Genomic DNA, 15,110 nt, shown 5'->3' with positions numbered 1-15,110 from the left:
ATACATATTAACATATGCGCGTACATAAATATGAATGAGGTGAGTTTGATGAAAAATAGTCTTGCAACGAGACAAAACAACCCAATAATTCGTAGTTTGTTTAAGGATAAACGACGAGTCACAATGATCATGGTCACGATTCTCTTAATGATCATTGCGGTCCTGTTACCAGCATCACCGCTTAAAATTGCTGCCTTCGTGCTGGCTTACTTAGTGATCGGCCATCCGGTGCTGTTCGATTCAGTGAAAAATATCGGCGCCGGTGAGCTGTTTGACGAAAACTTTTTGATGACGGTGGCTACCGTTGGGGCGCTGCTCTTACAGCAGTATCCTGAAGCCGTTGCCGTGATGCTGTTCTTTGAAATCGGTGAGCTGTTTGAAGACGCCGCCATAAGTGGATCGAAAAGTTCCATTTCATCGCTGCTTAAGGTGAAAGCAACCACCGCGACCGTCCGCCGGGGCGACACGACTGAAACGGTCAAACCCGAAACCGTGGTTCCAGGCGACATCATCGTGGTTCGGGCCGGCGAACGCGTGCCGCTGGATGGTGAATTACTGACCAGCAGCACCCTTGTTGATACGTCAGCGCTGACGGGTGAGTCAATGCCGCGGGAACTTCAACGCGGTGACACCATTTTAAGCGGGTCCATCAACCAGAGTACCACAGTTGATGTGCGGGTGACAAAACCATATGAAAACTCGACAATTGCGCGAATCCTGGACCTGGTTCAAAACGCCAGCAGCAAGAAAACGACCACGGAACGGTTTATCAAACGGTTTGCAAAGATCTACACGCCAGTCGTGGTCGGCCTGGCCGTCATGTTGGCTATTATACCACCGTTTGTGGGCATGGGGGATTGGTCGACTTGGATCAACCGTGCGTTGGTCTTTCTGGTGATCAGTTGTCCGTGTGCGTTGGTGATCTCTGTGCCGCTGAGTTTCTTCGGTGGCGTCAGTGCGGCGTCGCGAAACGGCATCTTGGTTAAAGGCAGTAACTTCCTGGAAGTCTTAAATCAGGTGTCGGTCGTCGCGTTTGATAAAACGGGCACGCTCACAAAGGGCCAGTTCGAAGTGAGCCAAGTGTTGCCAGTATCAGGGGTCAGCGAAGCAAAGTTGACCGGGTATACGGCCGCCGCGGAACAGCAGTCGACCCACCCAATCGCACAGTCTATCGTTAGTGCGTTTCCAGTAGATAAAACGACCTACCGGGTCACACAGTCGACTGAAACGGCTGGCCATGGCGTCGCAGCACTGATCAATGGGGTGCAGGTGGTGGTTGGAAATGCGAAAGCCCTTGACGCAAACGGCATCGCTGTTTCCGAGCTACAAACGGTTGAGACTGTAGTATATGTGGCCTTAGACGGCGTATACGCTGGGGCCATTACGGTAGCAGATCAACCGAAACCGGATGCACAGACTGCGATTGCGGACTTGAAAAAGCACGGCGTTAACGAGACATGGATGCTGACTGGCGACAGTGAACCAGTCGCAGACGCAATCGGAACCGAAATCGGTGTCACTAACGTTGCGGCAGGCTTGTTGCCGGAACAGAAGGTCGGCATTGTGGACCAGTTGACGACTGCGGCTCATGCTAAGAATGGTAAGGTGGCCTTTGTGGGTGACGGTATCAATGATACACCGGTGTTAGCACGGGCGGATGTCGGTATCGCCATGGGTGGCCTTGGTTCTGACGCGGCCATTGAAGCGGCTGACGTTGTCATCATGGATGATCAGCCCTCAAAGGTGATGACAGCAATGACCATTGCGCGCCACACGAAGGTGATTGTTTGGGAGAACATCATCTTTGCATTGAGCGTGAAGATTGCATTTTTGATTGCTGGTGCGATTGGCTTAGCTGGCATGTGGGAAGCTGTGTTTGCGGACGTTGGGGTGACGCTGATTGCAATTTTAAATGCAATGCGGCTTCAGCGCTCTGCAAAGCATAGAAAATAAGATAGAATAAATGAAGGCTGGCATTATTGTCGTCAGCCTTTTTTGTGGTGTCATTGATTTGCGATTTGGTAAGCGAATACGCGCCTATTTGCCACTTTGATGCCTCCACAATTTTAAGTGGTAAAGAAACTTTAAAAAAAACGCATACAACGCTGTTAACGGCGGGCATTAACCGAATATTTTATGCGGTAACTGAAACTTGAAAGCTAATAATCACGCCAAAGGCGTGTGGTTATTGGCTTTTTTGGCAAAAAAATAAACGCAAGCTCTCCTGCGTTGTATACTTTAGTCGACCAAAACCAAGATACAAAGGAGACTTACGTCATGAATATTATAAGACAAAAAAATACAGAAAACGAGCTTCACAATATTGTTCATCAATTTACTTCCCTCATTGGTCTATCTAAACTCACCAAGTTGGTGAATTATCGCCGGAATTCAGAAATCAGCTTGATGAAGGTCATTGAATGGCTGCTCACGACAAAGTTCCTGGGACGCTCGCTTTATCGAGCCCATGAAACACCTAACTTTACCAGTCGCACCGTCAGAAATAAATTGAACGATGGCCGGATCAATTGGCAACGCTTGATTTGTCAAGTTGGGAGTCATTTAATCAAGCATTTACGACCGTTTATTGACCGCCGGCGGCGGTTAGCATTGATCATTGACGATACACTCTTTTCCCGTGAGTACGCCACCCAAACCGAATTACTAGCGCGAGTCTTTGACCATGACAAACAGTTATATATTAAGGGATACCGGGCTTTAACTTTGGGTTGGAGTGACGCCAATACATTCTTACCGATCAACTTTGCATTAATGTCTTCCAAGAAGCCACAAAACGTCCTTGGAAAATCAGCTAAAACAACCGATCAACGAACAATTGCTGGCCGGAGACGTCGCCAAGCACAGCAAAAAATGAACCTCGTTTCATTGCAACTTGTCAAGCAAGCCCTCGCAAATGGCGTTCTAGCTGACTATGTGTTATTTGATAGCTGGTATAGCTCACCAAAAATGTTCTATGAATTAACCAAGTTGGGATTAAACGGCGTGGGCATGCTTAAACGGTCCAGCAAAATTTACTATCAATATCGCGGACGGCAATATTCAGTTAAAGCATTATACAAGCGACTGCAGGCCTCAAAATATCAACCCAAGCAAGCTTATCAATACAGCTGCTTTGTCGAAGCGCACGTCGGGAACCAAAAATTCAAGCTTCGCTTGGTATTTGTGGCTAATCGGGCCCGTCAAGATGACTACCTAGTACTGGCAACGACTCAGTTAGGCCTTCAGCCACAAGAGATCATTCAACTATACGCCCGAAGATGGCAAATTGAGAATTACTTTAAAGTTGCCAAGCAATACTTGCGGCTCGACAAATCACAAGTTCAAAATTATGACGGGCTTTGTGGCCATTTAGCAATTGTCATGATGACTTATGACCTATTAGCTTGGCAGGAACGGCAAAATCAGGATGATCGCACCATTGGGGATTTATTCTTTATAATGAACGAAGCCATGCCAGATATTGAGTTGTCTCAAGCACTGATATGGCTTCTAAATTCGTTAAAAACGATTATTAATCATGAAGTTTATGCAAGAAGAGCCCAAATTATTCAGATGATGAATCAGTTCTTCACATTTTTGCCGAAACGGTTAGTTTCGCTGTTAACAGCAAGCTAAATGGTTAAATTAATTAAAATATGCCCTGTGATACCAAGGGATCAGTCTGTCTTCATACTTTCAAGTTTCAGTGCGGTAATAAGGGGGAACAATGGTATAATTGAGGGACGAAATGAGACAGTGTGTTGCAGATTAAATTACTGCAGAGATGACAAGTATCGGTTCTGCAGGTTGAGAACGATTGGTATTGATTAATAAATGCCATAATAATTATATTTATACGGATGTGTTGGAACTGTTGTACAGATTATGCGACAGTTTAAAGATTATTATGTTTCGTAAACAAATTCATTATCATTATTTTGGGTGAAAGCCTACCATCTCAAGGTAAATTGGTGTATGTTATAACGTGATATTTTATGTCATGTTTGACGGAATGTTCGGAATTGACGTGTATCAAACGTCATAAACTGTCATAAGTGATTTGTTATTAACGATTTATCAACATAATGATTAAATATAGCCTGATTAACCATAGCGAGACTGAATCAAGAGTTTAACTTAGCGCTGCCTTCCCTGTTAACTGGAGAGTAAACACGTGATGGTAGCTGTTGCTGATGGTTTAAAAAGATTGTCGGTTTAAAGCTGGATAAGTATTGAATGTAATCGGAGGAACAAAGTGATGGGACTTGATCGGCGCGTTATTAAGAGTGAAGAGGCCATAAAGGAAGCTTTTTTGCTCACCTTGGCAGAGAAACAAGATATCAACAAAGTGACGATTTCTCGGGTATCACAGAATGCCAATGTGAACCGAGCAACGTTTTACCGCCACTTTAAAAGCATAGCAGCACTGCGGGAACTCGTTTTTAAAGAGTACATTGATCATATTCGGATGGACCAAATTCCAGCGGTACCTGCTATGGATGATGAGACGGGTCGGCGAGCCTTTGCGGATGAGGTTGAAAAAATTGTGACCTATGTCGCTGACCACAAGCGGGCGTATGCTTATCTGGTGCGTTCCAATGATGGTCGAAGCTTAATTTATGACTATGCGCATGAGTGCATCGACATGCGCATGCAAATTGATAAGTTGCCAGGCGATGACATGCGTTATATTTCAGAGATGACCTATCGGATCCACGGCATCATTGGCATTTGGCAGGACTGGGCCAGCGGGATGCTAGATATTACGGAACAGGATCTCTTTAGGAAGCTGTGCCAGATGCCGGAGATTAAGTTTAAATAGGCTGTTTAAAATTAAAGACTAAAAAGCTAAGCAGTGATGAAGACCTGCTTAGCTTTTTAGTGGTCGATAACGGGACCAATAGTTTACCAGAATCATGCAAAAAGTATAAAGTGACTCATTTAATTGTTTGACAGGTAAAATAGTGTTCTCGGCAGCTTAAATTATGGTACTGTATAAGCAACTACGACCGTTATTGAAATTGTTATAATACCGATGTTTCTTAATGAAAACAACAGCAATAACTGCAAATCTGGGGAGAATTGCGGTTATTGCTAAACCACGTTCCCAGGGGGGAATTACAGTGACAAGTCAAAGGCAAAAAACGAAACAAACAATTGAAGTCGCTTTTTTAAGACTGCTTTGTGACGCACCCGTTGAAAAAATCACCGTTCGGGAGATTTCGGATGAGGCTCAGATCAGTCGCAATACCTTTTATAACTACTTCACGAGTGTGTACGAGCTCAAACAACTCGTGACAACGGATATTAATACGAACATTTCGTCGCGTATGGACCGTGAGACTGGCCTAACCAAGGCTGGTCTTGCCGAGTCACTGACGACGATGATCGATTATTTAACAGCCAACCAGGAACTTTTGCGCCTTTTTTTCCGGACTCCAGAAGGTAACGTGCAACTATTAGCCATTATTCAAAATGGGATTAAACTCTGGCGGTTGCGCGCTCACGTGCGGCAGAGTGACACTGAGGCGAATGTGTTGATCATTATGAGTGTGCATGGGATGGCCGGTATACTTTACCATTGGCTATATGGGCAACTTGATCTTGATCGCGCCCAGGTCTTGTCTGCATTGCTGAGTGCAGTACGTTATGAGCCATAATCAGGTTAATGCCAAACAACAATCACCGTTGAAAGTGTAGGATTGTTGCAAACGTTTAACCCATCATGGTATTGGGACTTTACTAATACCTGATCAAAAATAGCGGTGCCACACTTATTGATGATTATGTTGCAGAATATACACTTTATACCAGTTTTGTACCTTGATACATGCGCTCGGATTCGATAAGATGAAGTTGTAAAAGCGTATTCACACCTTGACGTATATGTGGTATGTACTGATAGCGTTAAAAAGGGGATTAGGGCGTCTTTTTAGCGGTATTATGACGGTTAGCATTTCTGTAGATGGCGATTTGATTGAAAGGAGCGATGATGTCATGACTGATGATAAAGATGAAACGAGATTAACGCTGGAATTGGCACTGCTGACACTTTTGGAAAGTCACACATTAGAAACGATTACGCCACAAGAAGTCGTCACTGTGGCTGAGGTGCCGATTGAAGCGTTTAATGCGCGTTTCTCAAGCGTTCGTCAGTTGAATGATGTCATTTTTACGACAATTAAACAGGCATTGATGCAGACAGCCCAGACTGAGTCGGAAGATGGACCAGTGAGCGTTAAGAAAACCATTTCATCGCTTCTTGCCTACAGCGATACGCATCGCGAACTACTGCGTTTAGTATGTAAAACTGCAGAAGGCAGGCAACTGATCACGGCACTTGCAGACAAGGCCACAAAATCACTCAAGGGCATTGCAAAACAATATCCAATCAGTACGGTGTCAATTGCCAAGCTATCGTATCTCGTGTATGCGGCAACCGGTGTGATGATCCAGTGGGTCAGTGGTAGTTTACAGTTGACTCGGCACCAGATGGGTCCGTATTTACATAACCTAGTGATGCTTTAATTGAATAACAACCACCTGTGTTAAGGGGCATTGGTGGTGAACACACAACACAATCTAACGAGGGGAGGGTTTTTGATGTATCGCTATTTTGTTCAGCCTCAGATCAACCAGCTGTCACACGCAGTAGTTGGGTTTGAAACGCTGATTCGCCAAGACCAAGACGGTCACTGGCGTCTACCAGAGAATTTTGAGTCAATTTCCATTGATACACAATTGGACCTTCTTCGAGATGCCATCAAGACATTAGGGGTCTCATGCACGATTGCCATCAATCTCAATCGCGCACAGTTTACGAATATTCACATTATCCGGTCACTGATCATGTTTCATCAAGAGTTTAGGGGCACCCAGCTGGTTGCTGAATTGACGGAACAGGTCTTACTGGCACCGCACGCGCGAAACGCAATCCTGCGGTCAGCCGAATTACTTGCGAGCGGCGGTGTTCAGCTGAGCTTGGATGACGTTGGCACTGGTGAAAACCAGCTTAACCAGATTCGGCCGTTGCTTGCATTTACCACGGAAATCAAATTTGCGATGCAAAACTTTCGGCAGGAGGGGCGGGCGGCACTCATTCCCGAAAAATTGCGAGAATGGAAAGGTGTTGCTGATCTCTATGCCCTGAGATTGGTCGTGGAAGGGATCGAAACACCTGAAGACGAGCAAATTCTGAATACCATTAACATCCCACTGCGGCAAGGGTATTTTTATCAAAAGCCACACCCGATTTTTGAGGAAACGGCCTTGAACTACCAAATTTCTTTCGATGACCGGCAGGATGGGTGTTCTTGTTACTAAAAATTAAAAATAGCTTTTAATAAGGAAGACAAACGATTTTGACTAAATCACCCAATCAGTAACGGGTGATTTTTTTTGCCCTTTTTCGGGTGCATAACACTCAACGAGATTTTATAAAAAATTATTAAGATGGCATCAATTAGGTTAAATCTGTATTCTATGGTACAAATTCAATTTGAAAACGTTTTATAACCCACCCTTTAACAATTTAACCTCTTGAATAATACAATTGATGTTGCTATATTAAACCCTATAAGCAAGCTATTTTATATTATTTTTTGTTAACGTAATCATAAGTGTTAGAACGATTACCAATGGCTTATGCCTAGTGCGACCATTAAACAAAACGGTTATCTTGGGGAATTTAACCGACAAAAATATAAAACGGTCTGGTGAAAATGCAGGTTTTCTGGAGGAGCATTACTATGGAAAAGAATAATCAGCAACATCGTCAGTTACAACAAGGCCTCAGTGACCGGAAAATACACTACAAACTGTACAAGGCAGGCAAGACGTGGCTCATTGCGGGGATTGCAACGGTGACGTTTGGTGTGACCACAGCTGTGCACACAGCGCACCCAGTTTTAGCAGATGCCACAACCGCAAGTAGTGACAGTACGTCATCAACCAGTTCGACTGCATCAAGTGTAGCGCTGAAGACTGCCGCTTCATCGACCAGCAGCAGTGCAACCACCGCTGACAGTACCTCGTCCAGCAACGCGTCAAGTGACACAGCCACTACTGATACGGACGCTTCCAACACAGCGTCAACGAATGCGGACAGCACTTCGTCAACTACCGCTTCAGATAGTAGTTCGACGGCAGCCACTACGACTTCTGACAGTAATTCAACAACCAATAACTCGACCTCGGCTGATTCAACATCTTCAACTGGATCAACTGCCGACAGTGCTGCTACGAGCGCAACAAAAAAGGCAACGACAACAAAGGCGGCTGCTAAGACTGCCACAAGTGCCGCTGCATCAACCACTGACACAACCAGTACATCAACAAGTAGTGATGGCACTGGCACAACGGATGCGTCGATCACCGATGCTTCAGCAGACGATGCTGGTTTAACCACCGGAACGACCACAGATAATGCAACGGCAACAGCGAACACTGATGCAGCCACAACGGCCGACATCACGTCTGACCTGGCCGCCGATACAACGGTTCAAACAACAAATGACACCTTACCAACAACGACTGCTGCCACCACTGACACGCAGTTTAAAATGCAGGTAGCGGCCGCGTACACCACCGCTGATACGAGCAATGCCAATGGGTTGTCCGTCTCCATTAATGGTGGCGGTTCAGACGAAACTGGGACGGTTACCTACAACAGTGATACCGCCAGCAATGACAGCGCCGTTGATCTGACCGTCACGGGTTCCTTTACTGCTGGCGAAACATTAACCATCAACGTGGGTACAAATTCGCTTTCATACACCAGCATGAGCGATGTTGATGGGGCGAGTGAATCGGACACGACTGAAACGGTCGATGGCACAACGGAACCAGTTGTGACCATTTCGTTTGATAGCACCGTTGCAAGCACGAGTTTTGACGTGTACTTTGGTTTCAATAGTGATAATAACGGCGATGACACGAGCACGCTGGCAACGGGGGATGCAACCGATACGGTTCCCGTAACGCTCACAGTGACGAACGCTGACGGGGCAACTGTCGCAGCTGATTCTGATAATTTAACGGTGGAAAAATCTTATACCGCAAATGACGGCGACGCCACGAGTCTGTCCTACAACCTGTTTAATACCGGTGATTCCAAAGTGACCGCCGGAACAGTGAGCGATGGGACAGCCACGAGTGACATCACCTGGGCACTGGACCTGTCTGGCAACACGTATCCGGGCGACTACTCCACGATTCCAACGGGGTCGACCATCACGACCACGGATGCCGGATCAACCTTGGTGTTCACAGTGCCTGATACGGTACAGGTGGACACTGCCAGTCTCGCTAGCACCTTAACCGATGCTGGATTGACGGTTAGCACCACCGATAATACAATCACTGTCACTTATCCTGCCGGAATGACGATGGCTGACGTTGCCAACCTTGAAGGGGACTTAAACGTTTCCTTATCTGCTGTCACGGCCCCCACAACGGCAACGACTTATGCCGCCCCAAGCATTGCGATGAATTGGAACGTTGATGGCACGACGGTTGCTGTGACCGACAACAGTACCAATGATGATGGCGATGCCTTGGCCTACGTTGATTCAGCGGTTTCTTCAACGAGCAGCATTGGGTATGTTTCAACGGCTAACACTGATCTGACCACCTTTACGGATGCTGGAGACGCCGGCAGCGACCAATATCAATGGACTGTTGCGGACACGTCAAATTACGACTACGGTGGCACACTGGACGCAACCCTGACTCTTGCCAGCAGCAACAGCGACACGGCCGTGGGCGTCAAAACCGTTTCCGGTTTGACTGATTCGAACTTAGCTGATATGGGGTTGGACACGGACGTTTCCTTGACCTTTACAACGGCAGACGGCACAACGGATACCCAAACCTATACTTCTGGGACCGACACCTATACCACTGATCTGGGGAGTGCCACTGACCCTGTTGTGAGCGTTGAACTGACAGAAAATGCGGCGAATACCACGCTAGCGGCGTCAACGGCTAATATTACGCCGCTGACCGTTGCCATCACAACGTATGGGACAACTGGCGCCAACAACGCTGACTGCGACGAGCACAACGACTAACGTTGAGTCAGACGGCACTGCTGTTGCTGGCACACCCGTCACAACGTCACGCGACTACAGTGATAACGGCGTTGCAGTCGTGAACTCCTGGACCCCATCAGGTGACAGTATTTACACCCCAGGCGGGTCAACGGGATATGACCTGAACGTGAATGTCGTTTCAAATTCACTGGACGTGGACTATGCCGCGTACGCTAATTTATCGACCACGAGTGCCGGTGTCATGCTGTCTGATTCTGGGGCAGCTGCTCAAGCTTTCGAGGCCGCTAATCCGCTCACGGTTGTCGTCATTGCGCCCGAGAACACGACACTTGCCAGTGACGCTGACATTGTCGATGCCCTCATGAACGCCAACGCTGGCGGCAGTATCGCCACCAGTGCCGATAAAATCACGATCACGCATTTAGCCGATTATGACGGCCAAGAAGCCATCGCTATTTCAGGCCTGGATAACTATCTTGCTGACAGTCAAATTACGATTCCATTGACCGTTGACGCGGACGCAACGGCGGGCACCACAATTGCATCAAGCGACACCGTGTTCGTTGAGCCAAGCAGCGCGCTCATCAGTGTTGACGGCACGACCCTGACCAGTTTGGGCAGTGTTGAAGCCGATTACGCAGCCGGGAACCTGTACAACGTCACGGACACGCCTGACCAGATAATCGGAACCGTTGAAGCCAGTCAAACGGTTGCGGCGAGTGATGCCGTTCAGGGATCTGCTGACGCAGCGGCCCAGCTCACAACTGGGACAATCAACGCCGATGATGACACGGCCACTGGTAAAACAATGTTGTACAACGGCTCAGATGCTGACGTGACGGACAGTTCGACCACGGTCAATTTGGCCAGTGATGGCACGCAGGTCATTTCGTTGACTGGCGCACCAACGATTACGTCCAGTGATGGCAGCACGATCACAACCGCAACCATTACGTATGACACGTCGACAGGGACCACAACAACGGATCCGACTCAGGCCGCAAGCTTTACGGTCACTAATTTACCTGTTTCAACAGGCGAGACCGTCACGATCTCCTACCCGATGACGGTGGATAGCACCGTTTTGGCAGGGACAACGACTGGGATTCAGTGGCCATACACGACGGCTGTGCAATTTTACAGCGATGGGACACTGGCAGCCGGCGACGCGACAGCACTTGGCACCGAGACAGATACGACGATGAATTTGCAGGCCGTTCACAACTTGACGGATATCTGGTATCTTGCAACCCAGGATTCGGATGGCAACTATGTGGCTGGCGAAGAGGTCGGCACGTATGCTGGGACAACGGGCACAACCTATAGCGCATCGAACGTGACGAATTTGGCCGTTGGTGATACGGCGTCAAATGGTGACGTGGTCGTGGGCTACTACGATGAGTCCGCTGGCACGATGGTCACTGACCCGACTGCACTGACCATGGTCGAAAACGAAACGGCTGACGGGTAAGTAGCAGGGACGACGTATTACGTTGTGACGGCACCGGCTACTGAAACGACTACAGTGTCATACACTGTGAACTATACTGGTGCTGGTGATGCAACCCCTGCGGCTACTGTTAATAACGTGACTTGGACAGGGACACTTGATCCCACGACCGACACCTATACGTGGACGGCGGATGCACCGGTAACCGTGACAACACCAACAATCACCGGTTATACCGCTGATTCGGCGACTGCCTTCAGCGATGTGCCAACGACATCGACAACGGCGCCGACTGCCCAAACGGCAACGGTGACCTACACGCCAGATCAAGAAACGGTGGCCGTTCACTACTACCTTGACGGGACGACCACGTCAGTTGCCCCAGACGCCACGCTGACTGGTGCGTACGGGACAGCGTACACGAGCACTGCTGCGACGGTTTCTGGGTACACGCTGACGACCACACCGGCAAACGCAACGGGCACCTATGGGACTGACAATTCAGCTGTTATTTACTACTACACGCTGAACAGTAGCACAAGTGGTGATACTGGAACCGGCACGGGTACTTCAACCGGTACAACGACTGGTAATACTGGTACTTCAACTGGTACGACAACCGGTAATGGTACTGGAACAACTTCCAGCAGCTCGACTGGCGCTACCTCTGGTACGACCGGAGCAGCCACGACTACTGGCAACAATGGTACAAGTGGTGGCGATACCGTTTCGACAACGACTGCGGCCGCTTCTGGAACTACTGGTGCGAAGAGTACTGGAACGACTGGTTCAGCCAACGCTGGATCGGGGACTAATGGTGCTGCAACAGCCGGTTCGAATGCAACGGTGGACAGTAACAGCACTTCTCTGACTACTGGGACGACCACTAATACTGAACCAGGTCAATCAAGTGCAACCGAGGCCAAGACGACCAAGTTGCCACAAACGAACGAAAACGACTCGGCCAGTGAACTTGCGGAAGTTTCTGGGTTGGGACTATTTGCACTATTAGCCGGACTGTTTGGTTTCCGGTTGAAGCGGAAACACAACTAAGCGTTCATTAAGTCACTCATACGAATAAAAAAGCACGTTAAGAGATCAAAGAGACCTCTCAACGTGCTTTTTGGTTTGGATCAAATAGCGATAACAAATCGTAATTTATAAAATAATATGTTTGTTAACACACTTGTTTAAAAATGTAAAAATTTTAGCTTGGAAATGCAATCTACTAATAAGAAATAAGTGTTTTTTGAAATCTTAATATATTAAGTAACAAATAAGGCCTTATCTGTATACATGATGGTAAAACCACAGTGCACCTTGCTTGAACATGCGTATAGAGATTGATATATTTAACGGTATAAACAAGTTGTTTTGTCCTATTTTTCTTTTATACACCATAAGTAATGACTTGTCAGTTTATAGTTAATCACAAGCCATCCGACGATAGTGTCGTTTATCTTGGGGAACTTAAACGAGGAAATAGTAGCAAACATACTGGTGAACAGGCATCAATTTGGAGGAACGTTCTATGAAGAAGACAATCGAGAAGAAGCGTCGTCGGCTGCAGCGGAGTTTAGGCGACCGCAAGGAGCACTACCGCCTTTACAAGGCAGGTAAAACGTGGTTGATCGCAGGAATCGCGACCGTGACGTTTGGGGTGACCGCAACGTTAAACTCAACGCAGCACGCGTTTGCGGATGATGAGATCAGTGAATCTGCAACACCGACTACGGGTGCCGCAACTGCTGGTGCAGCGAACACTGATGATGAGACCGATGCGAACAGCGTTGTTTTGACTGACAGCACGGCTGACGCAGCGTCGACAACTGCTGATTCAAATTCGGGTGCAGCAAGTGACACCACGAGTTCGGCTAACGATGCAACCGCTAATAGTACGAGTGACACGTCTGACACCAGCTCGGATACGACAGCCAGTGATACTGACACGGCGACGGATACGAGTGACGCAGATAGCACTACGACAACGACTGCTGATAGTACGTCGACGAGTGATGCAGACACCACTGCGGCCACGAGCACTGACAGCACATCGACATCTAACAACGACAGCTCAAGTGAAACCGCCAACAAGACCACTACTGCGACTGATGACAGCACTTCAGCTGCAACAACCACTGACGACACGTCATCAAATGGTGATAGTACGGTAACAGACACAACGAGCAGCAACAATGGCAGTGACACCACTAGTGCGTCTGACACAACGGGGTCAACAGCCACCGGTGATGCAACGTTGACGACTCCGGCAACTGACGTGAGTGGGACAACCGCTACGACACCTGATGATGCCACCGTGACCCCTGACTTGAGCACGGATGAAACGGCCAGCGTTGCCGATAACGTGAGCGGGGACACCACTGTTGCCGCCGCGGATGAGTCGATCTCTGTAACTGGCCTTGAAGCCACTACTACCCCGGTTGTGATCACCCGGGTCCTAGCGGCTAGTGCTACGCCCGCTGCAACCAGTATTGATGCGGTCAGCACTTCAATCAATGGTGGGGCCGCGAATGAATCCGGAACAGTGATTTACAACACCACGACTGCCACGGCAACCGGGACGACGGTTGTGAACGTGAGCGGCGCCTTTAACAGTGGCGACGTATTGACGGTCACAATGGGGTCAAATGGGTTCACCATTAACAGTGTGGCCTCGGTGAGTGGTGCGACAACTACCACGGGTAGCACTACGGTGAACAACGTGTCTGAACCGCAAGTGACTGTTACCTTTAACAGTGACGTTTCGGCGGCTAGTTTTAATATTTACTATTCCTTTAATAACACCGCAAATAATACACTTGCGACTGGCGACGCTGAGGATGCCGTTCCAGTTACGGTGGCCTTGAATGGCTCGACCGTGGCCACTAATACAGTGGTTGTGGATAAGACATACTCAGCAAACAATGGAACAGCTAACCTTGGCTATCACCTGTTTAATGCTGGTAGCTCGACAACCATTACTGGCGGGCTGATTCAAAACGGGACAGTTGTTCAAGATATTACCTGGACGGTCGATCTGTCTGGTAACCGCTATCCTGGTGATTACTCAACCATTCCGACCAATTCCAATATTACGACATTGAGCAGTCCGTCGACTTTAACCTTCAACTTGCCATCCACGGTCGAAGTGACCGCGGCGTCACTTGATAGTTCGCTGACCGCTAAGGGGATGACAGTGACTCAAACTGGCAATACCATTACGGTCACCTATCCGGAAGGTATGACGATTGCGAGTCTGTCGAGCTTAGCAGGGAATTTAAAAGTGTCGATTTCCGCCGTTACAACGCCCACTACGACCACGACTTATACTGGGACGAATTTGGCAATGACTTGGAACGTCGATGGATCGACGGTGACAGTGACGGATTCTAACCCGTCATCACGGGCAACGTTATTGCAGTATACCAATCAGACGGTTTCAGCCATCGATACGCTTAGTTTTAATTCAAACTCGAACTCTGATCTGAGCACGTTTGACGACAGTGCGAATGGGAGTACGCAGCTAAATTGGACAGTGTTAGATTCCTCTAACTACGCGTATGGCGGCACATTAAACGCTACGCGTATGGCGGCACATTAAACGCCGA

10 protein-coding genes are annotated in these 15,110 nt (G+C 48.0%); all 10 read left to right on the top strand.

Features of this window, described 5'->3' with window-relative positions; all coding sequences use genetic code 11:
* Nucleotides 1-48 precede the first annotated feature (48 nt).
* The 10 genes from AYR61_RS00270 to AYR61_RS00225 all read left to right on the top strand — a co-directional run bounded on the left by AYR61_RS00270 (nucleotide 49) and on the right by AYR61_RS00225 (nucleotide 15,103).
* Nucleotides 49-1,953 carry a heavy metal translocating P-type ATPase gene (locus tag AYR61_RS00270; protein WP_156770445.1) on the top strand — a complete coding sequence of 635 codons (1,905 nt, stop codon included), beginning with the start codon at nucleotides 49-51 and terminating at the stop codon, nucleotides 1,951-1,953.
* Between the two features lie 324 nt (nucleotides 1,954-2,277).
* A complete protein-coding gene (locus tag AYR61_RS00265) occupies nucleotides 2,278-3,636 on the top strand; it encodes an IS4 family transposase (protein ID WP_065900828.1) in 1,359 nt (452 codons plus the stop codon).
* A gap of 622 nt (nucleotides 3,637-4,258) precedes the next feature.
* Nucleotides 4,259-4,822, top strand: a complete 564-nt coding sequence (locus AYR61_RS00260) for a TetR/AcrR family transcriptional regulator (RefSeq protein ID WP_065900825.1) — start codon at nucleotides 4,259-4,261, stop codon at nucleotides 4,820-4,822.
* A 301-nt stretch (nucleotides 4,823-5,123) separates the two neighbouring features.
* Entirely contained in the window at nucleotides 5,124-5,660 is a 537-nt protein-coding gene (locus AYR61_RS00255) for a TetR/AcrR family transcriptional regulator (protein WP_054709300.1), read from the top strand.
* Between the two features lie 337 nt (nucleotides 5,661-5,997).
* The gene (locus AYR61_RS00250; protein WP_065900822.1) at nucleotides 5,998-6,528 is read left to right on the top strand and encodes a hypothetical protein; all 531 of its coding nucleotides are present in this window, start codon (nucleotides 5,998-6,000) and stop codon (nucleotides 6,526-6,528) included.
* A 75-nt stretch (nucleotides 6,529-6,603) separates the two neighbouring features.
* Complete coding sequence (locus AYR61_RS00245; RefSeq protein WP_054709296.1) at nucleotides 6,604-7,323, top strand: EAL domain-containing protein; 720 nt, start codon at nucleotides 6,604-6,606, stop codon at nucleotides 7,321-7,323.
* Between the two features lie 425 nt (nucleotides 7,324-7,748).
* The gene (locus AYR61_RS00240; RefSeq protein ID WP_054709294.1) at nucleotides 7,749-10,070 is read left to right on the top strand and encodes a KxYKxGKxW signal peptide domain-containing protein; all 2,322 of its coding nucleotides are present in this window, start codon (nucleotides 7,749-7,751) and stop codon (nucleotides 10,068-10,070) included.
* Nucleotides 10,021-11,523 (top strand): hypothetical protein, encoded by a 1,503-nt coding sequence (locus tag AYR61_RS00235; RefSeq protein WP_065900819.1) that lies wholly within the window; start codon nucleotides 10,021-10,023, stop codon nucleotides 11,521-11,523. The genes AYR61_RS00240 and AYR61_RS00235 overlap by 50 nt, the downstream gene beginning before the upstream one ends.
* 66 nt (nucleotides 11,524-11,589) lie before the next feature.
* Entirely contained in the window at nucleotides 11,590-12,555 is a 966-nt protein-coding gene (locus AYR61_RS00230; protein ID WP_191982265.1) for a MucBP domain-containing protein, read from the top strand.
* A gap of 478 nt (nucleotides 12,556-13,033) precedes the next feature.
* Nucleotides 13,034-15,103, top strand: coding sequence for a KxYKxGKxW signal peptide domain-containing protein (locus tag AYR61_RS00225; protein WP_065900814.1), 2,070 nt, complete (start codon nucleotides 13,034-13,036; stop codon nucleotides 15,101-15,103).
* Nucleotides 15,104-15,110 lie beyond the last annotated feature (7 nt).

Origin of the sequence: Secundilactobacillus paracollinoides (assembly GCF_001702155.1) — a bacterium.
Classification (GTDB): domain Bacteria; phylum Bacillota; class Bacilli; order Lactobacillales; family Lactobacillaceae; genus Secundilactobacillus; species Secundilactobacillus paracollinoides.
Note: the sequence above shows the minus strand (reverse complement) of the source record. Positions and strands in the feature narration are given on the sequence as shown.

Coding starts and splice junctions, on each gene's coding strand:
- AYR61_RS00270 (WP_156770445.1), top strand. CDS start 49: ATGAAAAATAGTCTTGCAACGAGACAAAACAACCCAATAATTCGTAGT.
- AYR61_RS00265 (WP_065900828.1), top strand. CDS start 2,278: ATGAATATTATAAGACAAAAAAATACAGAAAACGAGCTTCACAATATT.
- AYR61_RS00260 (WP_065900825.1), top strand. CDS start 4,259: ATGGGACTTGATCGGCGCGTTATTAAGAGTGAAGAGGCCATAAAGGAA.
- AYR61_RS00250 (WP_065900822.1), top strand. CDS start 5,998: ATGACTGATGATAAAGATGAAACGAGATTAACGCTGGAATTGGCACTG.
- AYR61_RS00245 (WP_054709296.1), top strand. CDS start 6,604: ATGTATCGCTATTTTGTTCAGCCTCAGATCAACCAGCTGTCACACGCA.
- AYR61_RS00240 (WP_054709294.1), top strand. CDS start 7,749: ATGGAAAAGAATAATCAGCAACATCGTCAGTTACAACAAGGCCTCAGT.
- AYR61_RS00235 (WP_065900819.1), top strand. CDS start 10,021: ATGGGACAACTGGCGCCAACAACGCTGACTGCGACGAGCACAACGACT.
- AYR61_RS00225 (WP_065900814.1), top strand. CDS start 13,034: ATGAAGAAGACAATCGAGAAGAAGCGTCGTCGGCTGCAGCGGAGTTTA.